The organism is Maritimibacter alkaliphilus HTCC2654, from assembly GCF_000152805.1.
Classification (GTDB): domain Bacteria; phylum Pseudomonadota; class Alphaproteobacteria; order Rhodobacterales; family Rhodobacteraceae; genus Maritimibacter; species Maritimibacter alkaliphilus.
Genome location: NZ_CH902578.1, coordinates 2547197 through 2574070 on the forward strand (window position 1 = coordinate 2547197; position 26874 = coordinate 2574070).

A 26874-nucleotide genomic window follows, 5' to 3' on the forward strand; every position below is an offset into this window, starting at 1 on the left:
AAGCCATTGACGGGGCCCGAAATGGTCGATTCCGGGCCCGCATCATACTGATGCCTATGAATTGGGATCAGGCGGGCGAGATCAGACCTTGCCGTGGCAATGCTTGAACTTCTTGCCCGACCCACAGGGGCACTGTTCGTTTCGGCCCGGATTGCCCCAGGTCGAGGGGTCGTTCTCGTCGAATCCGTCGCGCGGCGTGCCCGGTTCGGATGGGCCGGAAGCTTCGGCAGCTTTGGCTTGGGCCGCTAGCGCGTCCTGCTGCTGCTTCAACTGGTCCATCATCGCCTTTTGTTCGTCCTCGGTCATGGGACGAACCTGTCCGATCTTCTGGCTGACTTCGGCGCGCAGGCTGTCGAGCATCGACTCGAACAATTGGAAGCTTTCGGTCTTGTACTCGTTCAGCGGATCACGCTGGGCGTAGCCACGGAACCCGATGACCGAACGCAGATGTTCGAGCGTCAGAAGGTGCTCGCGCCACTTCCCGTCGATGGTCTGAAGCAGGATCTGCTTTTCGATGTTGCGCATCGTGTCCTGGCCGAAAGCTTCGGCCTTTTCCGACATCTGCTTGTCGCTGGCCTCATAGAGCTTTTCGCGCACCGTATCGTCGTCGGCACCTTCCTCGGCCGCCCATTCCATGACGGGCACGTCGAGGTTCAGGGTTTCCAGGATAGCGGCATAAAGACCTTGGGTATTCCACTGATCCGCATAGGACTTGGGCGGCATGTATTCCAGAATCAGGTCGTCGATGACCTGATGCCGCATGTCCTGAACCACGTCCGAAAGATCCTCGGATTCCATGATGTCGCGGCGCTGGTTGAAGATCACCTTGCGCTGGTCGTTCATCACGTCGTCGAACTTGAGAAGCTGTTTGCGGATGTCGAAGTTGCGACCTTCGACCTTGGCCTGCGCGCGTTCCAGCGACTTGTTCACCCACGGGTGAACGATGGCCTCGCCCTCTTTCATGCCAAGGCCCGAAAGCACCTTGTCGAGCCGTTCGGACCCGAAAATCCGCATCAGATCGTCTTCCAGCGACAGGAAAAACGACGACCGGCCCGGATCACCCTGGCGGCCCGAACGACCGCGAAGCTGGTTGTCGATGCGGCGGCTTTCATGCCGCTCGGTGGCGAGCACGAAAAGGCCGCCCGCCTCGAGCACCTTGGCTTTCTCTTCGGCGACTTCCGCATCCATCTGCTTGCGCAGCGTTTCGGGATCGGCGTCGGGCGTTTCGTCGAGGGCCTGAAGCACCTTCATCTCGACGTTCCCGCCCAGCTGGATGTCCGTGCCGCGGCCCGCCATGTTCGTCGCGATGGTGACCGCCCCGAGACGCCCGGCTTCCGCGATAATCTGCGCTTCCTGCTCGTGCTGGCGTGCGTTTAGCACGTTGTGCGTGATGTTTTCCTTGGTCAGAAGCTGGCTCAGGGCTTCGGACTTCTCGATCGAGGTCGTGCCGACAAGAACCGGCTGTCCCTTGGCATTGGCCTTTTTGATCTCGTCGACGATGGCCCCGTATTTTTCGGCCGTCGTGCGATAGACGGCGTCATGCTCATCCTCGCGCGCGATGGGCTTGTTCGTCGGCACTTCGACCACCCCCAGCCCGTAGATTTCCATGAATTCGTCTTCTTCGGTCAGCGCCGTGCCGGTCATCCCGGCGAGCTTTTCGTAAAGACGGAAGTAGTTTTGGAACGTGACCGACGCCATGGTGACGTTCTCGGGCTGGATCGGCACGCCTTCCTTCGCCTCGATGGCCTGATGCAGGCCCTCGGACAGACGGCGACCGGCCATCATGCGGCCGGTGAATTCGTCGATCAACACGACTTCATCGCCACGAACGATGTAGTCCTTGTCCTTCGTGAACATCTTGTGGGCGCGCAGGCCCTGGTTCACGTGGTGGACGATCGTGGTCGATTCCGGGTCGTAAAGCGTCTGTTCCTCCGGCAACACGCCGATCTGGTGCAGGCGGTTTTCGAGGAAATCGTTGCCCTCGTCCGTAAACGTGGCCGAGCGCGCCTTTTCGTCGAGGACGAAGTGCTCTTCGGTCAGTTCCGGGATGATCCTGTCGATGGCCACGTAAAGCTCCGACTTGTCATCGGACGGGCCGGAAATAATAAGCGGTGTGCGCGCCTCGTCGATCAGGATCGAGTCGACTTCGTCCACGATGGCGAAGTGATGGGGGCGCTGGTTCATGTCTTCGATCCGCGACTTCATGTTGTCGCGCAGGTAGTCGAAGCCAAGCTCGTTGTTGGTGGCATAGGTGATGTCGGCGGCATAGGCGCCTTTCTTCTCACCGTCCGGCTGCTGCGGATAGACGACGCCGGTCGTCATCCCGAGCGCGGCATACACCTTGCCCATCCAGTCCGCGTCGCGTTTGGCGAGGTAATCGTTCACTGTCACGATATGCACGCCCTTGCCGGTGAGCGCGTTCAGATAGGCGGGGAAGGTCGCGACCAGCGTCTTGCCTTCGCCCGTCTTCATCTCGGCGATGTTGCCTTCGTGAAGGAAGATGCCGCCCATGAGCTGCACGTCGAAGGCGCGTAGGCCCAGCGCACGGCGCGCGGCCTCGCGGCAGTTGGCGAAGGCTTCGGGCAGGAGATCGTCGAGTTTCTCACCCTTTTCCAGCCGCGCCTTCAATTCCGCCGTCTTGTCGATCAGTCCCTGATCCGTGAGTTTTTCGAACTCCGGTTCCAGCGCGTTGATCTTTTCGATGGTCGGTCGGGTTGCCTTGATCTTGCGGTCATTGGGCGTGCCAAAAACCTTTTTGGCGATGGTTCCGAAACCCAGCATGTGCTCTCCGCTCGATGAGCTCTGACATTCTCGTGATTGCGCGGGGTGCTTGCCCGTGTCCGCGCGCCCCCATATCAAGGGCGTGAAGTCGGCCCCCCAAGGACCATTGCGATGTAAGGGTGGGGGCCGGGATAGTCAACGATGCCGGGGCTTCCGGCACGACCATGAGGAGGTTTCATGACCCATACGTCCACCCGCGCGTCGCTTTTCGCGGCCACGCTGCTTTCGGTTTCGCTGGCTCTGCCCAGCTGGGCCCAGGATGCGGCCCCCGAAGCCGAGGCCGAAACGGATGCCGCGCCGGCGATGGAAGTGACGGTCGACACCGTACTGGCCACCGTGAACGGCGAAGAGATTACGCTTGGTCACGTCGTGGCAGCCAAAGAGCAGCTTCCGCAGCAATATCAGCAACTTCCGAACGACGTTCTGCTGCCGGGTCTGATCGACCAGTTGATCCAGCAGACGGTTCTGAGCCAGGCGATCGACGAGGTCGGCGCCGGTGTCGAGGTCCGTTTGGAGAACGAGCGTCGCACGCTCGTCGCCGCCGAAAAGATCGACGACGTCATCACCGAGGCCGTGGATGAAGACGCCATTCAGGCGGCCTATGACGCACAGTATGCCGATGCCGAACCCACGACCGAGTGGAACGCGTCGCATATCCTTGTCGAGACCGAAGCGGAAGCTGCGGATCTCGTCGAGCAGGCCAAGGCGGAAGATGCCGACTTCGCCGCGCTCGCCAAAGAATTTTCGACCGGTCCCTCCGGCCCGAACGGCGGTGAGCTTGGCTGGTTCTCGGCCGGCATGATGGTCGAACCCTTCGAAACGGCCGTGGCCGACATGGCCGCCGGCGATATTTCGGACCCGGTCCAGACGCAGTTCGGCTGGCACGTCATCAAGCTGAACGAGACCCGCGAAAAGGGTGCCCCGCCGCTTGAAGAGGTTCGTGAGGACATCATCGGTCAGCTCCAGACTTCCGCCGTGGAAGAGGCGCTCAACGCGCTGATGGACGGCGCGACCATCGAACGGACCGACGTGACGACGCTTGATCCCGCCGTCCTGTCGGATATGTCGATCTTCGAGTGATCGACGCGGGAGGGGACAGTCGTGGGCAAAAAGAAGAAGATCAAGAAGCTCAAGGGTAAGGTGAAATCGCTCGAGGCGGCGCTCGCCTCGGCGAAGAACCACAAGCATGCGGTCGCACCGCTTGCCCCCAAAGACGGCTTTCCCAAATTGCCGAAGATCGGCGGCGTTCGTTTCGCCGCCGTTCAGGCCGGGGTCCGCTACGCCGGGCGTTACGACGTCATGATGGCGCTGTGTGACCCGGGCACGACGATTGCGGGCGTCTTCACCCGGTCTTCCACGCGTTCGGCCAATGTGCTGGACTGTCAGGCCAAGCTTGGCTCGGACCCGTCCGGCGGCGCGGCGATCATCGTGAACTCCGGCAACTCCAATGCCTTCACCGGATCGTCGGGCGAGAATGCGGTAGCCGAGATTTCCAAGACCGTGGCCGATGTCACGGGGGTCGCCGAAAACAGGGTCTATACCGCCTCGACAGGCGTCATCGGTGAACGTCTGCCCTTTGATCGGATCACGGCGAAGATCGGAGATCTGAACGACGCGCTCGACGAAAGTGGCATCGAATTCGCCGCTCGCGCGATCATGACCACCGACACGTTCCCGAAGGGTTCAATGGCCGAGGTCGAAATCGGCGGTCGGACGGTCAGGATCGCGGGCATCGCCAAAGGCTCCGGCATGATCGCGCCGGACATGGCCACGATGCTGGTCTACATCTTCACGGATGCGAAGGTGGAGCAGAAGGTTCTGCAAGCCTATCTCTCTGGCCTGATCGACGAGACCTTCAATTCGATCACCGTGGACAGCGACACCTCGACGTCTGACACCCTGATCCTTGCCGCCACCGGCGCCAGCGGTGTCGAAGTGACCCCCAAGGACGAAGCGTTCCAAACGGGCCTTCGGTCGGTGATGATGGACCTCGCCCATCAGGTGATCCGCGACGGGGAAGGGGCCACCAAGTTCGTCGAAATCCATGTGAGCGGGGCCAAGTCCAAGGCCGACGCGCGCACCCATGCCATGTCCATCGCGAATTCCCCGCTGGTCAAGACGGCCATCGCCGGGGAAGACCCGAACTGGGGCCGGATCGTCGCCGCGATCGGCAAGTCGGGCGCCGCCGCCGACCGCGACAAACTTTCGATTTCATTCGGGGACATCCTTGTCGCCGAAAAAGGCTGGGTTTCGCCGGAGTACCGGGAAGAGCAGGGCGCCAACTACATGCTGGGCGAAGAGATCGTCATCAACGTGGATCTCGGCCTCGGCAAGGGCGAGGCCACGGTCTGGACCTGTGACCTGACCCACGCCTACATCCAGATCAACGCGGACTACCGAAGCTGATGAAAACGGTTCTCGTGTCTGCCGTCGCGCTCGTCGACCGTGACGGGCGCGTGCTTCTGGCCCAGCGCCCCGAGGGCAAGTCGATGGCCGGGCTATGGGAATTTCCCGGCGGCAAAGTCGAAGACGGCGAAACGCCCGAGGCCGCGCTGATCCGCGAACTTCATGAAGAACTCGGCATCGACACCTGGCAATCCTGCCTCGCGCCGCTGACCTTCGCATCGCACAGCTATGACACCTTCCACCTTCTGATGCCCGTCTTCGTCTGCCGGAAGTGGGAGGGGACGCCGCAACCGAACGAGGGCCAGACCCTCAAATGGGTGCGCGTGCGCGACATGCGTGACTATCCCATGCCCCCCGCCGACATCCCGCTCGTCGCGATGATGCGGGATATGCTCTGACCCTTCTCTGTTTCAGGAAACCTTCGGGGGTGGCCGGAGGGGGCCCGAGGGCCCCATTCGGCTGGGGGGTTTGGGGGGACTGGTCCCCCCAAGCACCGCCGCGGGGGCGCTAGCCCGCGCAAAGAAAAAGGGCGGCCCGATGAGCCGCCCTTTCTATTCCAATAGGTTCGCAGATCAGGAGAGCGTGCGCTCGACCTCTTCGCGTTCGAAGATCTCGATGACGTCGCCCTTGCGAATGTCGTCGTAGTTCTCGAATGCCATACCGCATTCCTGACCCGAGATGACTTCCGACACCTCGTCCTTGAAACGCTTGAGCGTCTTGAGCGTGCCTTCGTGGATCACAACGTTGTCGCGCAGCAGGCGGACACCTGCGGAGCGCCGTGCCACGCCTTCGGTGACGAGACACCCGGCCACGTTGCCGACACCGGAGACGCGGAACGTCTCCTTGATCTCGGCGTAACCGGTGAACTTCTCGCGCACTTCTGCGGACAGCAGGCCCGAGGCCGCCGCTTTCACGTCGTCCACAAGGTCGTAGATCACGCTGTAGTAGCGGATTTCCACGCCCTTCTGGTTGGCCGAATTCCGGGCCGGCGCGTTCGCACGGACGTTGAAGCCGATGACCGGGCAACCGGACGCTTCGGCAAGACCCACGTCGGTTTCGGTGATCGCGCCGACGCCGTAGTGGATCACGCGCACGCGCACTTCGTCGTTGCCAATCTTCTCCATCGCCTGAACGATGGCTTCGGCCGACCCCTGCACGTCCGCTTTCACGACGATGGGCAGTTCGGCGACGTTCTCGTCCGCCTTGGCCTTGGCCATCATCTGTTCCAGTGTGGTCGCCGCACCGGCGGCTGCGCGTTTGTCCTTGGCGGCGTTCGCGCGGTATTCCGCGATCTCGCGCGCCTGCGCTTCGGTATCGACCACGTTCAGAACGTCGCCTGCTTCCGGCGTGCCGTTCAGGCCGAGCACCTCGACGGGCACCGACGGTCCGGCTTCCTTGACGCGTTCACCGCGATCGTTCTCCATCGCGCGGACCTTGCCCCACTGCTCGCCGACGACGAAGATGTCGCCTTGGCGCAGCGTGCCGTTCTGGACGAGCACGGTGGCGACCGGGCCACGGCCCACGTCGAGCTGCGCTTCGATCACGGCACCCTGGGCGGACCGGTTCGGGTTCGCCTTGAGTTCGAGGATTTCCGACTGGAGCGCGATGGCTTCGAGCAGTTCGTCCAGACCCTGACCCGTGTGGGCCGACACTTCCACGTCCTGCACGTCGCCCGAGAGTTTCTCGACGATGACTTCGTGCTGAAGCAGGTCGGTGCGCACCTTGTCCACGTTCGCGGCGGGCAGATCGACCTTGTTGATCGCGACGATCATCGGGACACCGGCCGCCTTGGCGTGGTTGATGGCTTCGATGGTCTGCGGCATCACCGCGTCGTCGGCAGCCACCACGAGGACGACGATATCCGTCACCTGCGCGCCACGGGCCCGCATCGAGGTAAAGGCCGCGTGACCCGGCGTGTCGAGGAACGACAGAACCGTGCCGCTATCGGTCGTGACCTGATAGGCACCGATGTGCTGGGTAATGCCGCCGGCTTCGCCCGCGACGACCTTGGCGTTGCGGATCGCGTCGAGAAGCGAGGTCTTGCCGTGGTCGACGTGGCCCATGATCGTGATGACCGGCGGGCGGTTCTCAAGATCTTCGGCCTTGTCTTCGGTCGTGGTGATGACATCCTCGACGTCCGAGTCCGACACGCGCACGATCCGGTGACCGAATTCTTCGATGATGAGTTCGGCCGTGTCCTGATCGATGGTCTGGTTCTGCGTGACCATCATGCCCATCTGCATGAGCGATTTCACGACATCGGCGACGCGTTCGGCCATGCGGTTGGCAAGTTCCTGCACCACGATGGCCTCGGGCACCTGCACGTCGCGCACGACCTTTTCGCGCGGCTCGGCGTTACCCATCGCCTTCTGGCGCATGCGTTCCTGCTTGCGGCGCATCGCGGCGACCGAGCGTTGACGCCCGCCTTCGCCCCCGGTGAGCGCCTGGTTCACCGTCAGCTTGCCGGACCGGCGGCTGTCGTCACGACCGCCCTTGCCACGGTTCGACCGATCGTCGGCCGGCTGCGGCGCACGTTCGCGTTCGGTCTTGCGCGGGCCGGTCTTGGCGCCACGGGCCTCGGCGGCCTGAGCGGCGGCCGGGTCAGGGTCGGCGGCCGGGGCCGGCTTGTTCTTGGCCGCTTCTTTTTCCTTGCGGCGACGCTCGTCTTCCTCGGCTTTCTTGGCCGCGGCTTCGGCGCGTTCCTGTTCTTCGCGGGCCTTGTCCTCGGCTTCCTGCCGACGACGCTCGCGCTCTTCCTCGCGGGCCTTCTCTTCTTCTTCGCGCCGCTTCGCTTCTTCGGCCTCGTTGGCCTTGGCTGCGGCAAGCGCCTTCATCCGGCGCTCGAGTTCGGCGTCGGAGATACCTGCGGGGCGCTTGGACGGGTCCGTCGCGGGGGAGCCATTGCCGCCGCCCGCACCGCCACCCGCACCGGGTTTGGGCACGACGACGCGCTTGCGCTTCGTCTCCACCACCACGTTCTTCGTGCGCCCATGGCTGAAGGATTGCTTGACGGAACCCGACCGGGGTCCACCTCGCAGGCCAAGGGGCTTCTTGCCGTCCGTATCGCTCATCTGGTCGTCTTACCTTTCCGGCGGGCGGTCCCACCGTCGTTCATATCGCGCATGCCCGAAAGCTTCGCGGCTTCGTCTACAACACGTTTCGTGAGTCCGCCACCCGCGAGTGCGGCATGTATCACATGTTCCCGCCCGAATGCCAAACCCAATTCATCTTGGGTCAAACAGGTGATCAGGGTGCCTTTGCCACGGGGTGGGCGGAGCTTGGATTTCCCGCGATCAGAGCCGTCGGAGGCCTGCAAAAGCACCTCAGCCTGATCCTTGGCGAGCCAGTCTTTGACCTTTTCAAAGCCGGCAATTGCCTCGCTCGCCTTTCGAGCAAGAGAGATAAGGTGGATCACGCGTTCTGCAAGACCCGCCTCGACTTTTGCGAACAGATCCTCAGGGACCGTCACCTGTTGTTTCGCGGCGCGGGCGAAGGCGCCCTTCTTCGCGGCAAGGGCAAACGCCTTGGGCGAGGGCGTGATCCAGAACCCCCGGCCGGGCAGTTTACCCAGCAGGTCGGGATAGACCGCGCCATCGGGTCCGACGACGAACCGGATCATCAGCGAGGTGTCCTTCACCTCGCCGGTTCCGATGCACCGCCGTTCGGGTTCCCCCGTCCGGTCTTTTTCACGGCCGCCGCGCGTCACGCGCTAACCCCCGAGGCCTGGGATCAGGCCCCGGCCTCCTCGGTGGCTTCGCCGTCTTCCTCGGTCTCTTCTTCCGAGACGAGATCGGCGGGGTCGACCCAGCCAAGCTGGATGCGGGCGGTCATGATCATGTTTTGGGCTTCCTCGAGGCCCACATCGAAGGGTTCGAGAACCCCGTCATCCTTGCTGCGTTCGCCGTCGACGGTCGTCCAGCCACCGGCCAGTTCCCAGTCGGCACAGGTCGCGAAGTCTTCCAGCGTAAAGACGCCGTCCTTGGCCAGAGCCTCGATCATCTGCGGGGTGAGACCCTCGAAACCGATCAGGCTGTCCTGAACGCCCAGCGCCTTGGCGTTTTCCAGCGCCTTGCGGTTCTGTTCGTCAAGGAAGTCACGGGCGCGGGCCTGAAGCTCGTTCGCCGTATCTTCGTCCACACCATCGATGACGAGGAGTTCGTCCACCTCGACGTAAGCCACCTCTTCCAGATTAGTGAAGCCCTCGGACACGAGAAGCTGGGCGAAGAATTCGTCCAGATCGAGCGTGTCCATGAACAGCTTGGTGCGCTCGGCGAATTCCGCCTGACGACGCGCGCTTTCTTCTTCTTCGGTCAGAATGTCGATGTCGAGCCCGGTCAACTGGCTGGCCAGACGCACGTTCTGACCGCGGCGGCCGATGGCCAGCGACAGCTGATCGTCGGGCACGACCACTTCGATCCGCTCGGCGTCTTCGTCCAGAACGACCTTGGCGACCTCGGCAGGCTGAAGCGCGTTCACGAGGAAGGTCGGCATATCCTCGTTCCATGGGATGATGTCGATCTTTTCGCCCTGAAGCTCGTTCACCACGGCCTGAACGCGGCTGCCGCGCATACCGACACAGGCACCGACCGGGTCGATGGAGTTGTCATAGGACACGACACCGATCTTGGCGCGCGAACCCGGATCACGGGCCACGGCCTTGATCTCGATGATGCCGTCGTAGATTTCCGGCACTTCCATCTTGAAGAGTTCGGCCATGAATTCCGGCGCGGTCCGGCTGAGGAAGATCTGCGGCCCACGTGTCTCACGCCGCACGTCTTTCACATAGCAGCGGATACGGTCGTTCGGGCGATAGCTTTCGCGGCCGATCTTTTCGTTGCGGCGCAGGATCGCTTCGCCAGCGCCCACATCGACGATGACGTTCCCGTATTCCTCGCGCTTGACGACGCCGTTGATGATGGTGCCGGCACGATCCTTGAATTCTTCGTACTGACGATCCCGCTCGGCTTCGCGAACCTTTTGCAGGATGACCTGCTTGGCCGATTGCGCGGCGATCCGGCCCAGTTCCACGGGAGGCACTTCGTCGACGATGGTGTCACCGACAACGGGGTTGTCGAGGTACTGCTTGGCCTGTTCCACGGTCAGCTCGGCCTGATAGTTCTCGAGCTCTTCATCCTCGACCACGGTGCGGACGCGGGTGAAGGTGGCACGGCCCGTCTTGCGGTCGATCGACACGCGAATGTCCATCTCGGCGCCGTAACGCGACTTGGCGGCACGGGCGAGGCTTTCCTCCATCGCTTCGATGACGAGCGACGGGTCGATCATCTTCTCGCGCGCGACCGCTTCGGCGGTCTGGAGCAGTTCGAGCTGGTTGGCAGAGGTAATGGCCATTCTTATTCCTCCTCGGACCCTTCGTCCGTTTCGATGTCATCGTATTGGCTTTCGTCGATGATGCCGGCGTCCTTGCGCTGTTTCAGCATCTCGGCAATGAGTTCGTCGGTCAGAACCAGTTTCGCATCCGCGAGCAGATCGAAGGTCAGGCCGATGGTCACCGGCTCGCCCTTGTCCTCGATCTCGATCAGGATCTCACCGTCTTCGGTGCCTTGAAGCGTGCCCTTGAACCGCTTGCGCCCTTCGATCAACTCGCTGGTCTCGACCTTGGCGATCCAACCGTCCCAGGTGTCGAAATCCTTGTAACGGGTCAGCGGTCGGTCGATGCCGGGCGAAGAAACCTCGAGGTTGTATTCCCCCTCGATCGGGTCCTCGACATCCAGCGTCGCGCCCAATGCGGTGTTGATCGCCGACAGATCGTCGACCTCGATCCCGCCTTCGGGTTTGTCGGCCATGATCTGAAGCGTCTGGGTGTTGCCGCCCTGAAGCCGCAGGCGCACAAGCTCGTATCCCATATCCTCGATCACCGGGCGCACGATATCGGCGAGCCGGCGGTCGATGGCAGTTCTGGCGACGAGATCGGTCATGTGGTCCTTTCAGGCACAAAAAAACGGGCCAGCGGCCCGTCGGTGTGTTCCGGTGGAGCGTCGGGTTTGGACCCCAGCGCCTCCGCTGTTGACGCGGATATAGGGGAGGGCGGGTGAGTCTGCAAGGAAAATGACGAACCGCTGGCGGATGGGTGCCGTATCATGTGGGAACGTGCCGCGCCGCGGGCGCGTTCGTGAGTGCCGCAATGTGGAATGACCGATGGGTGAACCCGCCTTCGAAGACATCCTGATCCCAAGACCCGAAGGGCTCTACTGCCCAGTCGGGGATTTCTATGTCGATCCGGTGCGGCCCGTCGCCAAGGCGCTTATCACCCACGGACATGCGGACCACGCGCGGTCGGGCCATGGCGCGGTGCTCGCCAGCCAGCAGACGCTCGACATCATGGCGATCCGGTATGGGGAGGATTTCGCCAAGTCGCGGCAAGCGGTCGACGGGCCGGTCGAGGTGAACGGCGTTACTGTCAGTTTCCACCCGGCGGGCCATGTACTCGGCTCCTGCCAGATTCGGCTGGAGGCCAAGGGGATGGTCGCGGTCGTGTCCGGCGATTATTCCCGCGTCGCCAACCCGGCCTGCGCGCCGTTCGAGCCGGTGCCCTGCGATCTGTTCATCACCGAGGCGACCTTTGCGCTGCCCGTATTCAAGCACCCCGATCCGGCGGACGAGATCGCCAAGCTGCTCGCCTCGGTCCGGGCCTTTCCCGAACGGCCCCACCTGATCGGGGCCTATGCGCTCGGCAAGGCGCAGCGGGTCATCATGCTCTTGCGCGAGGCGGGGTATGACGCACCGATCTATGTTCACGGGGCGCTGCAACGACTGAGCGATTATCACATCCAACAGGGCGTGCCGTTGGGCGACCTGCGCCCCGCGACGATGGACAAGGCCGAGGCGCGGGCGCTGCGCGAGGCGATCGTGATCTCGCCGCCGTCCGCCTTCGCCTCGCCGTGGGTGCAGCGGTTCGCGGACCCGGTGATCGGCTTCGCCTCCGGCTGGATGCAGATCCGCGCGCGGGCGCGGCAGCGGGGGGTCGAACTGCCGCTCATCATCTCGGATCACGTCGACTGGCCCGACCTGACCGCCACGATACAGGAGATCGACCCCGGTGAATTCTGGATCACCCACGGGCGCGACGACGCGCTGATGCGGTGGGCCGAATTGAACCAGCGCCGTGCGCGGCCGCTGCATCTTGTGGGATATGAGGAGGAGCCGGAATGAAAGCCTATGCCGCCCTTCTCGAACGGCTCGCATTCACGCCGGGCCGCAATGCCAAGCTTGCGCTCCTTCAGAATTACCTCACGACCGCGCCGGACCCGGATCGGGGGTATGCGCTTGCCTCGCTCACCGGAGAACTCGACTTCGCCGGGGCGAAACCCGCGCTTCTCCGCGCGCTCGTGTCCGAGCGGGTGGATAGCGAGTTGTTCACCATGTCCTACCACTACGTCGGTGACCTTGCCGAAACCATCGCCCTGATCTGGCCGGGGCAGGGCGAGGCGCGGGATGTGCCCTTGTCCGAAGTGGTCGAACGGCTGAACGCGGCATCCAAGACCGAAACGCCCGCGATGATCGCGGATTGGCTCGACGCGCTGGACCCGTCGGAACGTCTGGCGCTGCTCAAACTGATGACGGGCGGAATGCGTGTCGGCGTGTCGGCGCGACTGGCCCTTACCGCGCTGGCGGGCACGGGAGACGTGCCGCTCGACGATATCATGGAGCTTTGGGCTGGGTTCAAGCCGCCGTACGAACCGCTTTTCGCGTGGATCGCAGGCGGGCCGAAGCCTGAACCGACGATCAAGGCGCCCTTCCGGCCCGTCATGCTGTCGACCCCCAACGATTATGAAGGGTTGTCCGCGCTGGACCCGGCCGATTTCGCCGCCGAATGGAAATGGGACGGCATCCGCGTGCAGGCCGCAGCGCATGGCTATGAACGGCGGCTTTATTCGCGGACGGGCGAGGATATTTCGGCGGCCTTCCCCGATATCGTTGACCGCATGGAGTTCTCTGGCGCGCTCGACGGTGAGTTGATCGTGCGGCGCGCGGATGAGGTCGCGCCCTTCGGCGATCTTCAGAAGCGGCTGAACCGGAAAACGGCGAGCAAGGCGCTGCTGTCCAGCCACCCGGCGGCTCTCCGGCTTTATGACATTCTGATCTGGGACGACGAAGACATGCGCGAGCTTCCGTTTCACGAACGCCGCGCACGTCTGGAAGCCGCCGTCACAACCCTCGACCCTCTGCGCTTCGATGCCTCGCCCTTACTCGACTTCGACACGTGGGACGCGCTTGCCGCCCACCGTGCCGATCCGCCCGCCGCCGTGATCGAGGGCGTGATGCTGAAACGGTTGGACAGCGCCTATGTCGCGGGCCGGCCGCGCGGGCCTTGGTTCAAGTGGAAGCGCGACCCGATGATCGTGGATGCGGTCCTGCTTTATGCCCAGCGCGGACACGGAAAACGCTCGGGCTTCTATTCCGATTTCACCTTCGGGGTCTGGGATGACGACAGGCTCGTGCCGGTCGGCAAAGCCTATTCCGGGTTCACCGACGAAGAGCTCAAACGGCTCGACAAGTTCGTTCGTCAGAATACCGTGGAACGGTTCGGGCCGGTGCGGTCCTTGTCCCCCGAACTTGTCGTAGAGGTGGCGTTCGAGGGCCTGAACCGCTCCAAACGGCACAAATCCGGTGTCGCAATGCGGTTCCCACGCATCTCACGTATCCGTTGGGACAAGCCTGCGAAGGAAGCGGACCACCTGACGACGTTGGAGGCGATGCTGCCCTAGCCGGGTTTCTTCGCGACGATGAACCGTGCGGCGTGACCTTCGGGTCGTTCGTCCACGGCGATGTCCAGCCCTGCATCCCGGATCATGTGGCGCATGTCGTCTTCAGACAGAAACGTCAGATGCGGTATCGCGCCGAACATCTGCCCAAGCGGTGCGATGAGCTTCAGGAACTTCATGTTTCCCAGCACTGCGGTCGAGGAAACGAAATACCCGCCGGGGCGCAGGCTTTCTCCGATCTTCTTCACCGTGAACGCCGGGTTGGGCAGAAGGTGCAGGACGGATAGGGCGAGGATCATGTCGTAGCTGCCGGGGGCCACATCGGCCCGGTCGAAATCCGCGTGAACGAAACGCATGTTGTCCGGGATGGGGCCCTGTTCCTTCGCGGCCTCCAGCATCGCGGACGAGATGTCCATCGCCGTGTAGCTGCGAACGAGCGGCGCATGGCGACGTCCGGTGTTGCCCGAACCACAGCCGATCTCGAGCACGTCCATGTCGGGCCGCATGTAGGATTGGGTGATGCCGAGCTTCCACTCGTAGGTGTCGAGGTCCGAGATCGGCGACTTGATGTAGCGCTTGGCGAGTTTGTCCCAGACCTGCGCTTGATCCTTCATAGCCCGAGCGTATCCCGCTGCCGTGCAAGCTTGTCCGTGGTGCGCACCAGTTCCGCCGCGATGCCGGGTTCCGAAACGGCGTGGCCTGCGCGCGGGATCATGCGAAACTCGCTCGTCGGCCATGACTTGTGCAGGGACCATGCCGCTTGCGGGGGGCAGATCATGTCATGACGACCCTGCACGATGGTGCCGGGAACATGGGCGATCCGGGTCATGTTCCTGAGAATCTGCTGATCTTCGGACAGGAACGCGCGGTTCTGGAAATAGTGGTTCTCGAGCCGCGCGAAGGCGAGCGCGTAGTCGGCCGGGCTATCGATCATGGCCCCGTCATTCTCGATACTGGCGAGCGCGTTTTCCCACGACGCCCAGACGCGGGCATGTTTCAACTCGTCGCCCCGATCACCGGAGAACAGCCGCTTGTGATAGGCTTCGATCAGGTCTTCGCGTTCGTCCGCGGGAATGAGGTCGGTGAACCGCGCCCACAGATCGGGCCAGAACTGTCCGGCGCCTCCGCCATAGAACCAGTCGAACTCCCGCTCGGTGGCGAGGAAGACACCGCGCAGCACCAGCCATGCCACACGGTCCGGGTGGCTTTGGGCATAGACCAGCCCCAAAGTCGCCCCCCAGCTACCGCCGAATACGATCCAACGGTCGATCCCGAACGTATCGCGGATAAGTTCGATGTCACGGATGAGGTGCCAAGTCGTATTGGCCTTCACTGAGGCATGCGGGCGGGAGCGGCCGCAGCCGCGCTGATCGAAAAGGATGATGCGATACTTTTTCGGGTCGAAGAACCGGCGCATGGCGGGGGAGCATCCGCCGCCCGGGCCACCGTGCAGCACGACGACGGGCATCCCGTCTTTCGCGCCGCACTGTTCGACATACACCGTGTGGCCATCACCGACCTCGAGCATCCGACGGTCGAATGGCTCGATCGGGGGATACATTTTCCCCCCTGCGGTGTTTTTTCCTGCGGCCTGTTCCATAGGGAACCTATATAGGTGCTGCGACAAAGACGCCATGAAAGACGAGGCTAACATGAGTGCCGGACAAACGACAGTCGATCCCAGCGAAGTCGCCAAATTCGAAGCGATGGCAGCAGAATGGTGGGACCCGACGGGGAAATTCAAGCCGCTTCACATGATGAACCCCGTGCGTCTCGATTACATCACGTCACAAATCGCGGCGGAGTTCGGGCGCGACCTGTCCGACGACAAACCTTTCGCTGGTCTGCGCATCCTCGACATCGGTTGCGGGGGCGGTCTTTTGTCGGAACCGATGGCGCGGCTCGGGGCCGACGTCGTGGGGGCCGACGCCGCCGAGCGCAACATTCCAGTGGCGCAGGTCCATGCCGAGCAATCGGGGCTGGACATCGACTATCGCTTCACCACCGCCGAGGCGCTGGCGGTCGCGGGCGAACAGTTCGACGTGGTTCTGAACATGGAAGTGGTGGAGCATGTGGCGGACCCGTTGTCCTATCTCACCGCCTGTCAGCAGCTTCTCAAACCCGGCGGTCTGATGGTCTGCTCGACGATCAACCGGAATCCCAAGAGCTTCATGGTCGCGATCGTCGGCGCTGAGCACGTAATGCGTTGGCTGCCGAAAGGCACGCATGAGTGGGACAAGTTCATTACGCCCGACGAACTTGGCAACCTCATCACGGAATCCGGGCTGCGACTGGTCGACAAGCAGGGCTTCGTCTTCAATCCGATCCTGTGGAGCTGGTCGATCTCGTCACGCGATCTGTCCGTGAATTACGTGACGGCGAGCGTCAAAGCGGCCTGAGGCTGGCGCGTCCGGCCCGCGCCGGACGCCGCCTTGGCTACAGCATGTAACGACCGACGTCGGTGCTCTGCATCAGCTCGCCGAGGTTTTTCTGAACGAAAGCCTCGTCCACGACCACTTCTTCGCCCGACTTGTCCGGCGCGGTGAAGCTGAGTTCTTCGAACACACGCTCCATCACGGTGTAGAGCCTGCGCGCCCCGATGTTCTCGACCGTCGTGTTCACCTCGGCGGCGATCCGGGCCAGCGCGGCGATCCCGTCTTCGGTGAAGGACACCTTGACCTCTTCGGTGCCCATGAGCGCGGTATATTGCAAGGTCAGCGCATTGTCCGTCTCGGTCAGGATGCGCACGAAATCCTCTTCCGTCAGCGCACGCAGTTCGACACGGATCGGCAGACGACCCTGAAGTTCGGGCAACAGGTCCGAAGGCTTCGCGATGTGGAACGCACCCGAGGCGATGAACAGCATGTGGTCGGTTTTCACCGGGCCATGTTTGGTCGACACCGTCGTGCCCTCGATCAGCGGCAGCAGGTCGCGCTGAACGCCTTCGCGGCTGACGTCGCCGCCGCGGGCATCGGAGCGGGCGCAGACCTTGTCGATCTCGTCGATGAAGACGATCCCGTTCTGCTCGACCGATTCCAAGGCGATCTTGTTGACCGCTTCGTCATCCAGAAGCTTGTCGGCTTCTTCGCCCATCAGAATTTCATAGCTTTCGGCGACGGTCATCTTCTTGCGCACGGTGCGCCCGCCGAAGGCTTTGCCGAACATATCCGACAGGTTCATCATGCCCATGTTCATGCCGGGCTGGCCGGGCACATCGAACATCGGCATTCCGCCGCCCGTATCCTGCACGTCAAGTTCGATCACGGTGTCGTCCAATTCGCCCGAGCGGAGTTTCTTGCGAAACATTTCGCGGGTCTGCTCGCGGGCCTGATCCCCGGCGACAGCAGAAATCACGCGTTCCTCGGCGTTGTGTTCGGCCGCGGATTTCACGTCTTCGCGCATCCACTCGCGGGTCTGGACGATGGCTGTGTCGACGAGATCGCGCACGATCTGTTCGACATCGCGGCCCACGTAACCGACCTCGGTGAACTTGGTCGCCTCGACCTTGATGAACGGCGCACGGGCCAGTTTGGCCAGACGCCGGGAAATCTCGGTTTTGCCGACGCCGGTCGGGCCGATCATGAGGATGTTCTTCGGATATACCTCGTCGCGCAGGTCGTCCGACAATTGTTTGCGGCGCCAGCGGTTGCGCAGCGCCACGGCCACGGCGCGCTTGGCGTCCTTCTGGCCGATGATGAACCGGTCGAGTTCCGATACGATCTCGCGGGGGGTCAGGTCGGTCATGTCCGTCTCTTATGTCTTGAGCGTTTCGAGCGTCAGGTTGCCGTTCGTGTAGACGCAGATGTCGGCTGCAATCGCCATCGCGGCGCGCGCGATCTCTTCCGCCGATTTGTCCGTGTCCATCATCGCCCGGCCGGCGGCGAGGGCGTAGTTTCCGCCCGAACCGATCGCGGCCACGTCATGTTCGGGTTCCAGCACGTCGCCCGCGCCGGTCACCACGAACAGATCCTTGCCGTCCGAAACGATCAGCATCGCTTCGAGTTTCTGAAGGTATTTGTCGGTGCGCCAGTCCTTTGCGAGCTCGACGCAGGCCCGCGCGAGTTGCCCCGGCGTGGCTTCGAGTTTCGTCTCGAGCCGTTCGAGCAGGGTAAAGGCGTCAGCGGTCGATCCTGCGAACCCGGCGATGATGTCATAGCCGCCGGGCGACAGCCTGCGCACCTTGCGCGCCGTGCCTTTGATGACCGTGTCGCCCAGGCTCACCTGCCCGTCGCCCGCGATCACCACTTCGCCGCCTTTGCGCACGCCACAGATCGTGGTGCCGTGCCAGCCGGGAAACTCGCTCATGTCCGCCTCCTTTTGGTTCCGACGCTATATGGACCCCCGGTTTGCCCGCGACAACCACCCGGCTTGACCGGACGGGGCGGGCAGGTAGCTTGCCGCCCATGGAAGCCCGAATTCTGCGCATCTACCTTGACGACGTCATGCTGGACATGGCCCAGCGGGGCGAGTTCGGGTTCGTTGCGCGGGTGACCAAGGCCTTCGAGGGTGTCGGCTTTCGCGTCGAGCTGCGCCGCAATTCGTTTCAGGAACGGCTGAAGTCGGCGGCCCGCAACGGTTACTCGCTTTTTCTGATGGATGACCCGTTCCACCCGAAATCCCTGACGATGCGCAAGAGCTACTATTTTCCGTTCTGGCGGATCGAAGCGACGCCGAAGCGGTGGGAATTCGAGGTCGCGAAGAAAACCTTCGATCCGGCTGAAATAGACACTGATGTCGCACAGAACTGGGTCGGCAACTGGCGCAAATGGCTGTTCAAGCGAGGGCCGGAGACGGCGGGGCGCACTGGGCTGATCTACGTCGCCCTTCAAGGCAAATTGCTTGAACATCGCTCGTTCCAAACCATGTCACCCATCGACATGATCGCCGAAGTGCAGGCGCGCGCGGGTGACAAGCGTATCCTGCTCGGGCTTCATCCGGGCGAGGATTACTCGGACGAAGAGCGCGCGACGCTCGACGCTATCGCCGCGAACGACCCGCGGGTGGCGGTTCAGACCGGGGGGATGGAAGAGGCGCTCAGGGTTTGTGATTTTGTGATCACACAGAACTCGGCCGCGGCCCTGTCGGGGTTCTTCTTCGAAAAGCCCGCGATCCTCTTCGGGGAATGCGATTTTCACCACCAGATGCCGCGCGTCTCGCAATTGGGGGTGGATGAGGCCTGGCGACAGCTTGAAAGCACCCCCCCTGCCTATGCGGAATACCTTTACTGGTTCGTCGCGCTGAACTCGATCAAAGCGGACGTGGAAGGGGAAGCAGAGGCGAAGATCCTTGCCACGTGCAAACGCTTCGGATGGGATGTTTAGGCTTTAATCCAGCCAACCGCGCAGGTTGTCGACCGCCACGTTCGTCAGCGCGGCGATGTGCTCGTCATCATCATTGAGGCAGGGAATATAGGTGAAGCTATCGCCTCCGGCATGTTCGAAGCTCTCCCGGATTTCACCGTTGATCTCTTCCAACGTCTCGATGCAGTCCGCCGAAAACGCGGGCGCGAGAACGGCGATCGACTTGACCCCGTCCTCTTTCACAAGCCGCGCGACTTCGTCCACGGTGTAGGGCTTCAGCCATTCCTCGGGTCCGAATACCGACTGGAACGTGGTCACGATCCGGTCCTTCGACCATCCAAGGCGTTCGGTCAGAAGACGCGTCGTTTTCTGGCATTGGCAGTGATACGGGTCGCCCTCCATCAGGTAGCGTTCCGGCATCCCGTGGTAGGAGCAGATGATCCGCTCCGGTGCCTGATCCTCGGACGGGTAGACGCGCAGCACCGAGGCCGCGAGCGCCTCGATATAGTCGTCGCGGTCGAAATATTCCGGCGCGGTGCGCACCGAAGGCATCCGGTTTTCGTCCATCAGCGCCCGGAAAAACTGGTCGTTCGCCGTGCCGCTCGTGGTCGCGGAATACTGCGGGTAGAGCGGGAAGAAGAGGATCTTGGTGCACCCGGCCTCGACCATGGCGCGCACTTTGGATTTGGTCGACGGGTTGCCGTATCGCATACAGAAATCGACGACGACCCGATCCCCGAACCGCTGTTTCAGCGACGCGTCCAGCTTGGCGACCTGATCCTTGGTGATCGTCATCAACGGGCTTTCGCCTTTATCGTGATTCCAGATCATCTTGTAGTTCGCGCCGGAGCGGAACGGGCGGATCGTCAGGATCGGACCCTGTAGGATCGGCTGCCATTTCCAGTTCGGGTAGTCGATGACGCGTTTGTCCGAAAGGAATTCGTTCAGATAGCGCCGCATCGACCAATAGTCATAGTTGTCGGGCGTGCCGAGATTGGCGAACAGAACGCCGACCTTCGGCGTGGGAACCCTGGGATGGGCCTTTGGCATGTGTTCGTTCATGGTCCTGATCCTGTTCGTGGCCCGTCTGTTACGGCTTGTCGTTCAATTTGGTTTCATCCGTGTTCAAGGCATCCGCGAGACGCGCCTCGGCAGACCCCGGTCGAAGCGGTTTCTGCTGGCTTTCATGCGGGGCCCAGCCCGCAAGGAACACCAGTTCGAACGTGGCGTGGATGCGGCCCGCTTCGTCGGCGTCCGAGGCATAGCGCGCCGCCGTTTCCGCGAACACACCGCGTGGTGTGAAGCCCGCGCGGGTGGCGAGCGCATTGCCTTCGCCCATCTTGCGCAGGTCGCGCATCAGGGCGAGCGCATCGGAATAACTGACATCGCGCAGGGAACTGTCGGCGACCGGCAGGGCGAACCCGGCCCGCTGAAGAAGGCCGCCAAGGTCGCGCAGCTCACCCATCGGCAACATGCGCGGTGACAGGCCCCCGGTCTGGGCGATCTCGGCAGCGGTGATCGCCGCCCGCAATTCCCTGAGCGTCTCCCCCCCGAACATGACGCCCATGAAGAACCCGTCGGGCTTCAGCGCCTTGTGGCATTGGATCAACTGCCCCACCGGATCGTTCGACCAGTGCAGCGACAGGCCATGAATGACGAGATCGTGGGCGCCCGGTTCGAGCGTCAGCACCTCGTCATCGGGAACGATCACGGCGTCGGGAAAGAATTTTCGCCAGATCGCGGGGAATCCCGTCACGACGGCAGGCGCCGTAAAGGTTCTGTTAACCTCTTCCAGCCGATCCTGAACTTCGAAGGCCGCTTCTTCCTGAAGGAACATGCCATCCGCCTGCGCGCGGGCGCGGGTCAGGGTCAGACGGGCGGGATCGGTCAGCTTCGACATGGCGCGGCACCATAGATGGAGGCCTGAGGAATGCAATCGCTGCTCCGCGCGATCTACCCCGCGCAATGCGCATCCTGCGGCGAAATCGTCGAGGGTGACGGTGGGCTTTGCGGGCCTTGCTGGCGCGAAACCCGGTTCGTGACCGGGCACGTCTGCGACAAGTGCGGGGTCGGGCTGCCGGGCGAAAGCGACGGGCATCTGGACCTCTGCGATGACTGCATGACCATTGCGCGCCCGTGGTCTCAGGGGCGCACGGCGCTGGACTATACAGGAAACGGGCGCAGGCTGGTTCTGGCGTTCAAACATGCCGACAGGCCCGACATCGCAGAGCCGGCCGCGCGATGGGTGGCGCGGGCGGCCCAGCCGTTGTTCACGCCGGGGATGCTGATCGTTCCGGTCCCGTCGCATTGGACCCGGCTTTATCGCCGTCGGTACAATCAGGCCGCCGAGCTGGCCCGCGCGCTGGGGCGCGCTACCGGACACGGCGTCTTGCCGACCGCGTTGGTGCGGACCCAAGGCGGGGAAACGCAGGAGGGTAAGACCGTGGATCAGAGGTTCGCCAACCTGCACGGGGCGATCCGACCCCATCCGAAACGCGGCGCGGCATTGGAAGGAAAACGCATCCTGATCGTGGACGATGTGATGACATCCGGTGCCACGCTCGCCGCCGCAACCGAGGCCGCTTTCGTCGCCGGTGCAGCGGACGTGAAGATCGCGACACTGGCGCGCGTTGCCCGCGGACCCTAAATGTCCTTCAATCGGGGTAACCCGGATGAAGGATACAGAAAATGCAGCCTGTCACGATCTACACCACGCCGTTCTGCGGCTTCTGCCATGCGGCCAAACGGCTTCTCACCTCGAAGGGGGTCGCCTTCGACGAAATCGACGTCAGCGTCGATCCGGCTTTGCGTCAGGACATGATGGCCAAGGCCGGCCGACACACCGTCCCGCAAATCTGGGTCGGGGAAACCCACGTCGGGGGCTTCGATGACCTGAACGCGCTCGAGCGTTCCGGGAAGCTCGACCCGCTTCTCGCAGCCTGATGCGCGCGGCGCTGATCCAGCTTTGTTCCGGTGATGACCCGGCGGCGAACCTTCCCGTGACGCTCGGGTTCGTCGCCAAGGCGGCCGAGGCGGGTGCCGAGCTGATCCTGACGCCGGAAGTGACGAATTGCGTCTCGACCTCCCGCAAGAGGCAGGCGGCTGTGCTTCAGCGCGAGGATGACGACATCACGCTCGCCGGATTGCAGGAGGCCGCGAAAGCACACGGGGTCTGGATTTCGGTGGGGTCTCTCGCGGTCAAGACCGACGACCCGGACGGGCGGTTTGCGAACCGATCCTACCTCATCGCCCCTTCGGGCGAAGTGACGGCGCGCTATGACAAGATCCATATGTTCGACGTCAACGTGTCGGAGACGGAGAGCTACCGCGAAAGCGCCGGATACAGGCCCGGAACGCGGGCCGTCGTCGCAGACACCGACACCGCGCGGATCGGCTTGACCATCTGTTACGACCTTCGATTTCCGCATCTCTACCGCGCGCTCGCACAAGCGGGTGCTCAGATCATCACCGTGCCGTCCGCCTTTTCGACCGGCACAGGCCCCGCGCACTGGGAGGTCTTGCTGCGGTCCCGAGCGATCGAAACCGGATGCTTCGTCCTGGCGGCGGCCCAGACCGGACAAAACACCGACAAACGCGCGACATACGGTCACGCCCTGGCCGTCGCCCCGTGGGGCGAGGTTCTGGCGGATGCGGGGACGGAACCTTGCGTCACCTTGGTTGATCTCGACCTTGCGACCGTGGAAAAGTCGCGCAAACGCATTCCGTCGCTGTCACACGACCGCTCTTTCGAAAGACCCTGATGCCAGATAGCACCGCCGATAGCCTTTCGGTCGCCCTGTTCAGCGAGATGTTCATGGCGGACCAGTTGGCGCGCACGGCGTTGTCGAAGGCGCTGCCCAAGGGGATGGAACTCAGCCACTTTTCCGTGCTCAACCATCTGGCGCGGGCGGGCGAGCCGAAAAGCCCCGCGCAACTCGCAAAGTCGTTTCACGTGACGCGCGGCGCGATGACCAACACCCTGAACAAGCTGGAATGGGCCGGGCACATTCATATTCACCCCGACTGGGACGATGCCCGGCGCAAACAGGTCACGATTTCGCCCGCCGGCCGCAAGGCGCGGGACGCCGCCCTGGCCTCGATCACCCCGATCATTTCCGATGTGGTGCGGTCCATCGGAACCGAAAAGGTTCGCTCGATGCTGCCCATTCTGCGGGCCATGCGCGAACGCTTCGACGCGCAGGACTGACCAACGAAAAAGGGCCGCCCGATCAGGCAGCCCTCGGTTGTTTCATGCGCTCAGGCTCAGTTGGCCTTGGCGGCTTCGCCCTGTTGCTGACGACGGGCGAGTTCGGTGCGATACAGCTGCACGAAGTCAACGTTGTCGAGGTTCACCGGCGGGAAGCCCCCGTCGCGGGTCACGTCCGACACGATGCGCCGCACGAACGGGAAAAGCTGGCGCGGGCATTCGATCAGAAGGAACGGGTGAAGCTGATCTTCGGGCACGTTCTCGATGTGGAACAGGCCGGAATATTCCAGTTCCATGATGAACAGCTGGGCATCGTTGCCTTTGTTCGTCGAGACGACCTTGTACTTGGTGATGACCTCGTACTGGTTTTCGACCTGACGCTTCTTGGCATCCAGCGCGACCTCGACCTTGAGGTCGGGCTGCATTTCGCCGGTCATGCCTTTCTGCACCACGATGTTCTCGAACGACATATCCCGAATGAACTGTCCGAGAATACGCATCACGGGTTGCGTGGGTTGCTGCGGTGCGCCGGTGGGGGCTTCGTCCGCCATAATCTTTCTCCCTGGAATCCAAAGTCGCGGCTTTCTAGCAAGAAGCGGCGAGGGCCTCAACGACAACCCTTCCTTGTCGGTGCGTGCAAAGGTATCAGCGACATATGGCACACATGATCCCCGCCTGGGTGGATGGCACCCTGCAACCCGTCGAAAAGCTCGCCGCGCATGTCGAAGGGCTGCGGCATCGTGCGGTGTCGGTGTTCCTGATCCACGACGACGAAATCCTGATCCAGCAACGCGCTACCGGGAAATATCATACGCCCGGTCTTTGGGCGAACACCTGCTGCACCCATCCCCATTGGGACGAAGCGCCGCTCGCCTGCGCGATCCGTCGGTTGGACGAGGAACTGGGGATCAAGGGCGTCGATCCGGTCTGGAAAGATCAGATCGAATATCGCGCCGATGTCGGGGATGGCCTGACAGAGCACGAGGTTGTCGATCTTTTTCTCGTGCAGACCGATGTCCGCCCCGTCCTGCACCTGAACCCGGAAGAGGTCGACGGTGTGCGTTGGGTGTCACTGACCGATCTGGAAGACGAGGTCGCACGCCACCCCGAACGGTTCACGCCGTGGCTTCGGATTTACCTCGCCGAGCACAAGTTGTCAGTGTTTGGTCCAGCCTGAGGGCCCGCGCGTCGGTTCATGCGTCGGTTTCTTCGGCGGGCTGACGTCTTCGTACTCCCCGTCGATCACGTCAGTCGACGAATAGGTGTGCGTCTGTCCGCCCGAATGGACGGTAAAGCTTTTGTTCACCTGCACGCGCCGCGAAATCTGTTTGAACGCCCAGCGCCGCACCGCTGGGACGAGCAGAAGGAAGCCGACCGTGTCGGTGAAGAAGCCGGGGGTCAGCAGCAGCGCGCCGGAGAACAGGATCATCGCGCCGTGGGCAAGCGGTTCGGACGGATCGGACAGCTGTTTGAAGCTGTCACGGACCTGACCCAGCGCGATCGCCCCCTGCGCGCGGACCATGTACGACCCGATGATCGCCGTCACGAGAACGATGAGAAGGGTGGGCCAGAGCCCGATCAGCCCGCCGACCTGAATGAAAAGTCCGATCTCGACCAACGGAACGGCGATGAACGCAAGCAAGAGCCACATGGCATCCTCATATCGTGTTTGGGGGCTGGTAGACTTGCTCCCGCCCAGCGCCTACATATGTTCCGAACGCGGAAAATCAAACCGCGCCCTGAAATGAGGTTCGAATGTCTTCACCGATCATCCAGCTGATCGTTCTCGCCGCCATCGCGATTTTCCTGATCCTTCGCCTGCGCGACGTCCTCGGCACGCGGGAAGGGTTCGAAAAGCCTGTGGTTTCCCGGACCGAGTCCCAACGGGTCGACAACCGCGGTAAATTCGAGGTGATCGAGGGGGGTCCGGACACGGACATCACCGACCACGTCGAAGACCCGGCCAGCATCGAGGCGCTTGCCAAGATGAAAGGCGCCGAACGGTCCTTCGCCGTCGGGGATTTCCTGAACGGGGCGCGTGGCGCGTATGAGATGATCCTCATGGCGTTCGAGGCCGGTGAACTGGACAAGATCAAGCCGTTTCTGTCGGACGAGGTTTACGAAAGCTTCGCCACCGTCGTCGAACAGCGTGAAAAGGACGGCTACAAGATCGACGCGAACTTCGTCGGCCTGCGCGAAATGAAGCTGGTCGAGGCCGAATTCGATGATGAAAGCCGCGAAGGCGAAATCACCATCCGCTTCATCGGTGAAATCACCTCTGTCGTGCGCGACAAGTCCGGCGAGATCGTCGAGGGCAATCCGACCGAGGTGAAGCGGCAGAAAGACGTCTGGACCTTTGCCCGGATCATGGGGTCCGAGAACCCGAACTGGCAGCTCGTCGCCACGGGCGGTTGACGTGGGCAAGCTGGTCGGCCTCGCACTTGCAGGGCTGATCGCCTTGGCCGCGCCCGCGCGCGCGGAGCTTGTGGAAGCTGAAATCACGCTGCTCGACTTCACCGACCTCGTGGGGTGGGAGCTCGACGATCATCAGGCGGCGTTCGACGCGTTTCTTCACACCTGCGAACTGCTGGACGATCCGCAATGGGATCCGATCTGTTCCATAGGGTTCGATTTTACCGGGGCGCCGAAAGCGTTTTTCGAGTTGTTCTTTCGCCCTGTGAAGATCGAAGATGGGCAGCCGGGTGTTTTCACCGCCTACTACGAACCCGAAATCCGGGGGTCCGAGCGCCGCACCGGGCGGTACGACATCCCCGTCTATCGCCGCCCCCCCGAAATCGCCGCCGGAACCGCGAATTACACCCGTCGCGAAATCGAAGAGGACGGTGTGCTCGAAGGGCGCGGGCTTGAGATCGCGTGGGTCGAAGACCCGGTGGAACTCCAGTTTCTGCAAATTCAGGGGTCGGGCCGGATCAAGCTGCCCGATGGCTCATCCATCCGGCTCGGATTCGGGGGTCACAACGGCCACAGCTTTCGCTCGCTCGGGGACGAATTGGTGCGGCGCGGCATTTACAACATCCATCAGGTCTCGGCCGAGGTCATCAAGAATTGGGTATCGCGCAACCCTGTCGAAGGCCGCGACCTACTGAGCCACAACACGTCTTACGTGTTCTTCACCGAGCTTGAACATCTGCCGTCGCATTCCGGTCCGATCGGCGCAATGGCACGGTCGATTTCCGCGGGTCGGACCTTGGCGGTCGATCCGGCCTATACCCCGCTTGGCGCGCCGGTCTGGATCGAAAAGGGCGGGGCCGAACCGTTTTCGCGCCTGATGGTCGCGCAGGACACCGGATCGCGCATCAAGGGCGCGCAACGGGCCGACATTTTCTGGGGCACCGGCGACGAAGCCGGGAAGGCGGCCGGGCGGATCAAGGACGCCGGGCGCATGGTCGTCCTCCTTCCGATCCAGCGTGCTTACGCGCTCGCCCCGGAGGAATAG

27 protein-coding genes are annotated in these 26874 nt (G+C 62.8%); 14 read left to right on the forward strand and 13 right to left on the reverse strand.

Features of this window, described 5'->3' with window-relative positions:
- Nucleotides 1-81: 81 nt before the first annotated feature.
- Nucleotides 82-2781: a preprotein translocase subunit SecA gene (gene secA / locus RB2654_RS13450; RefSeq protein WP_008332441.1), complete on the reverse strand. Its 2700-nt coding sequence runs from the start codon at nt 2779-2781 to the stop codon at nt 82-84.
- 177 nt (nt 2782-2958) lie between these two features.
- Here secA and RB2654_RS13455 point away from each other — a divergent pair, with 177 nt between their 5' ends.
- From RB2654_RS13455 to mutT, 3 genes are read left to right on the forward strand one after another with little or no spacing between them, the layout of a single operon-like run.
- Entirely contained in the window at nt 2959-3861 is a 903-nt protein-coding gene (locus tag RB2654_RS13455) for a peptidylprolyl isomerase (RefSeq protein ID WP_008332442.1), read from the forward strand.
- Between the two features lie 60 nt (nt 3862-3921).
- Nucleotides 3922-5187, forward strand: coding sequence for a bifunctional glutamate N-acetyltransferase/amino-acid acetyltransferase ArgJ (argJ, locus tag RB2654_RS13460; protein ID WP_040885706.1), 1266 nt, complete (start codon nt 3922-3924; stop codon nt 5185-5187).
- Entirely contained in the window at nt 5187-5585 is a 399-nt protein-coding gene (gene mutT / locus RB2654_RS13465) for an 8-oxo-dGTP diphosphatase MutT (protein WP_008332446.1), read from the forward strand. The genes argJ and mutT overlap by 1 nt, the downstream gene beginning before the upstream one ends.
- A gap of 174 nt (nt 5586-5759) precedes the next feature.
- On the opposite strand, the gene infB is transcribed toward mutT, so the two are convergent.
- From infB to rimP, 4 genes are read right to left on the reverse strand one after another with little or no spacing between them, the layout of a single operon-like run.
- Nucleotides 5760-8258 (reverse strand): translation initiation factor IF-2, encoded by a 2499-nt coding sequence (gene infB, locus RB2654_RS13470; RefSeq protein WP_008332448.1) that lies wholly within the window; start codon nt 8256-8258, stop codon nt 5760-5762.
- Nucleotides 8255-8893 (reverse strand): RNA-binding protein, encoded by a 639-nt coding sequence (locus tag RB2654_RS13475; protein WP_008332449.1) that lies wholly within the window; start codon nt 8891-8893, stop codon nt 8255-8257. Before RB2654_RS13475 ends, infB begins: the two co-directional genes overlap by 4 nt.
- A gap of 23 nt (nt 8894-8916) precedes the next feature.
- Nucleotides 8917-10536 (reverse strand): transcription termination factor NusA, encoded by a 1620-nt coding sequence (gene nusA, locus RB2654_RS13480; RefSeq protein WP_008332451.1) that lies wholly within the window; start codon nt 10534-10536, stop codon nt 8917-8919.
- A gap of 2 nt (nt 10537-10538) precedes the next feature.
- Complete coding sequence (gene rimP / locus RB2654_RS13485) at nt 10539-11123, reverse strand: ribosome maturation factor RimP (protein WP_008332453.1); 585 nt, start codon at nt 11121-11123, stop codon at nt 10539-10541.
- Nucleotides 11124-11343: 220 nt separating this feature from the next.
- Between rimP and RB2654_RS13490 the strand changes: the two genes are divergently transcribed.
- Nucleotides 11344-12357, forward strand: coding sequence for a ligase-associated DNA damage response exonuclease (locus RB2654_RS13490; protein ID WP_008332454.1), 1014 nt, complete (start codon nt 11344-11346; stop codon nt 12355-12357).
- Nucleotides 12354-13913, forward strand: coding sequence for a cisplatin damage response ATP-dependent DNA ligase (locus RB2654_RS13495; protein ID WP_008332455.1), 1560 nt, complete (start codon nt 12354-12356; stop codon nt 13911-13913). The genes RB2654_RS13490 and RB2654_RS13495 overlap by 4 nt, the downstream gene beginning before the upstream one ends.
- Here the strand turns inward: RB2654_RS13495 and RB2654_RS13500 are convergent.
- Complete coding sequence (locus RB2654_RS13500; RefSeq protein ID WP_008332456.1) at nt 13910-14524, reverse strand: class I SAM-dependent methyltransferase; 615 nt, start codon at nt 14522-14524, stop codon at nt 13910-13912. The two genes, RB2654_RS13495 and RB2654_RS13500, sit on opposite strands and share 4 nt — an antisense overlap.
- Nucleotides 14521-15510, reverse strand: coding sequence for a prolyl aminopeptidase (gene pip / locus RB2654_RS13505; protein WP_008332458.1), 990 nt, complete (start codon nt 15508-15510; stop codon nt 14521-14523). The genes RB2654_RS13500 and pip overlap by 4 nt, the downstream gene beginning before the upstream one ends.
- Nucleotides 15511-15562: 52 nt before the next feature.
- On the opposite strand from pip, the gene ubiG reads away from it, so the two are divergent.
- Nucleotides 15563-16309 carry a bifunctional 2-polyprenyl-6-hydroxyphenol methylase/3-demethylubiquinol 3-O-methyltransferase UbiG gene (gene ubiG, locus RB2654_RS13510; protein WP_040884859.1) on the forward strand — a complete coding sequence of 249 codons (747 nt, stop codon included), beginning with the start codon at nt 15563-15565 and terminating at the stop codon, nt 16307-16309.
- Between the two features lie 37 nt (nt 16310-16346).
- Here the strand turns inward: ubiG and hslU are convergent, their stop codons facing one another.
- The gene (gene hslU, locus RB2654_RS13515) at nt 16347-17654 is read right to left on the reverse strand and encodes an ATP-dependent protease ATPase subunit HslU (RefSeq protein ID WP_008332460.1); all 1308 of its coding nucleotides are present in this window, start codon (nt 17652-17654) and stop codon (nt 16347-16349) included.
- Between the two features lie 9 nt (nt 17655-17663).
- The gene (gene hslV / locus RB2654_RS13520; RefSeq protein WP_008332461.1) at nt 17664-18215 is read right to left on the reverse strand and encodes an ATP-dependent protease subunit HslV; all 552 of its coding nucleotides are present in this window, start codon (nt 18213-18215) and stop codon (nt 17664-17666) included.
- Nucleotides 18216-18313: 98 nt separating this feature from the next.
- Between hslV and RB2654_RS13525 the strand changes: the two genes are divergently transcribed.
- On the forward strand, nt 18314-19231 hold the full coding sequence (locus RB2654_RS13525) for a hypothetical protein (RefSeq protein ID WP_008332462.1): 918 nt from the start codon (nt 18314-18316) through the stop codon (nt 19229-19231).
- Between the two features lie 3 nt (nt 19232-19234).
- Here RB2654_RS13525 and hemH read toward each other — a convergent pair whose 3' ends face one another.
- Together hemH and RB2654_RS13535 are read right to left on the reverse strand one after the other, a co-directional pair.
- Nucleotides 19235-20272 (reverse strand): ferrochelatase, encoded by a 1038-nt coding sequence (gene hemH, locus RB2654_RS13530; RefSeq protein ID WP_008332463.1) that lies wholly within the window; start codon nt 20270-20272, stop codon nt 19235-19237.
- Nucleotides 20273-20300: 28 nt separating this feature from the next.
- Nucleotides 20301-21110: a methyltransferase domain-containing protein gene (locus RB2654_RS13535; RefSeq protein WP_008332465.1), complete on the reverse strand. Its 810-nt coding sequence runs from the start codon at nt 21108-21110 to the stop codon at nt 20301-20303.
- Between the two features lie 30 nt (nt 21111-21140).
- Between RB2654_RS13535 and RB2654_RS13540 the strand changes: the two genes are divergently transcribed.
- Genes RB2654_RS13540 through RB2654_RS13555 form a run of 4 tightly spaced genes read left to right on the forward strand, consistent with a single transcriptional unit; the run spans nt 21141 to nt 23417 of the window.
- Entirely contained in the window at nt 21141-21857 is a 717-nt protein-coding gene (locus RB2654_RS13540) for a ComF family protein (protein ID WP_008332470.1), read from the forward strand.
- Between the two features lie 41 nt (nt 21858-21898).
- Nucleotides 21899-22153 carry a glutaredoxin 3 gene (grxC, locus tag RB2654_RS13545; protein ID WP_008332471.1) on the forward strand — a complete coding sequence of 85 codons (255 nt, stop codon included), beginning with the start codon at nt 21899-21901 and terminating at the stop codon, nt 22151-22153.
- Nucleotides 22153-22971 (forward strand): carbon-nitrogen hydrolase family protein, encoded by an 819-nt coding sequence (locus RB2654_RS13550; RefSeq protein ID WP_008332472.1) that lies wholly within the window; start codon nt 22153-22155, stop codon nt 22969-22971. Before grxC ends, RB2654_RS13550 begins: the two co-directional genes overlap by 1 nt.
- Complete coding sequence (locus tag RB2654_RS13555) at nt 22971-23417, forward strand: MarR family winged helix-turn-helix transcriptional regulator (protein ID WP_008332473.1); 447 nt, start codon at nt 22971-22973, stop codon at nt 23415-23417. The genes RB2654_RS13550 and RB2654_RS13555 overlap by 1 nt, the downstream gene beginning before the upstream one ends.
- A 56-nt stretch (nt 23418-23473) precedes the next feature.
- On the opposite strand, the gene secB is transcribed toward RB2654_RS13555, so the two are convergent.
- Nucleotides 23474-23968, reverse strand: coding sequence for a protein-export chaperone SecB (gene secB / locus RB2654_RS13560; protein ID WP_008332474.1), 495 nt, complete (start codon nt 23966-23968; stop codon nt 23474-23476).
- A 104-nt stretch (nt 23969-24072) separates the two neighbouring features.
- Here secB and idi point away from each other — a divergent pair, with 104 nt between their 5' ends.
- A complete protein-coding gene (gene idi / locus RB2654_RS13565) occupies nt 24073-24594 on the forward strand; it encodes an isopentenyl-diphosphate delta-isomerase (protein ID WP_008332486.1) in 522 nt (173 codons plus the stop codon).
- Here the strand turns inward: idi and RB2654_RS13570 are convergent.
- The gene (locus RB2654_RS13570) at nt 24574-25068 is read right to left on the reverse strand and encodes an FxsA family protein (RefSeq protein WP_008332488.1); all 495 of its coding nucleotides are present in this window, start codon (nt 25066-25068) and stop codon (nt 24574-24576) included. The genes idi and RB2654_RS13570 overlap by 21 nt on opposite strands.
- A 104-nt stretch (nt 25069-25172) precedes the next feature.
- Here RB2654_RS13570 and RB2654_RS13575 point away from each other — a divergent pair, with 104 nt between their 5' ends.
- Nucleotides 25173-25832, forward strand: coding sequence for a Tim44/TimA family putative adaptor protein (locus RB2654_RS13575; RefSeq protein ID WP_008332489.1), 660 nt, complete (start codon nt 25173-25175; stop codon nt 25830-25832).
- 1 nt (nt 25833) lies between these two features.
- Nucleotides 25834-26874, forward strand: coding sequence for a murein transglycosylase A (gene mltA, locus RB2654_RS13580; protein WP_008332490.1), 1041 nt, complete (start codon nt 25834-25836; stop codon nt 26872-26874).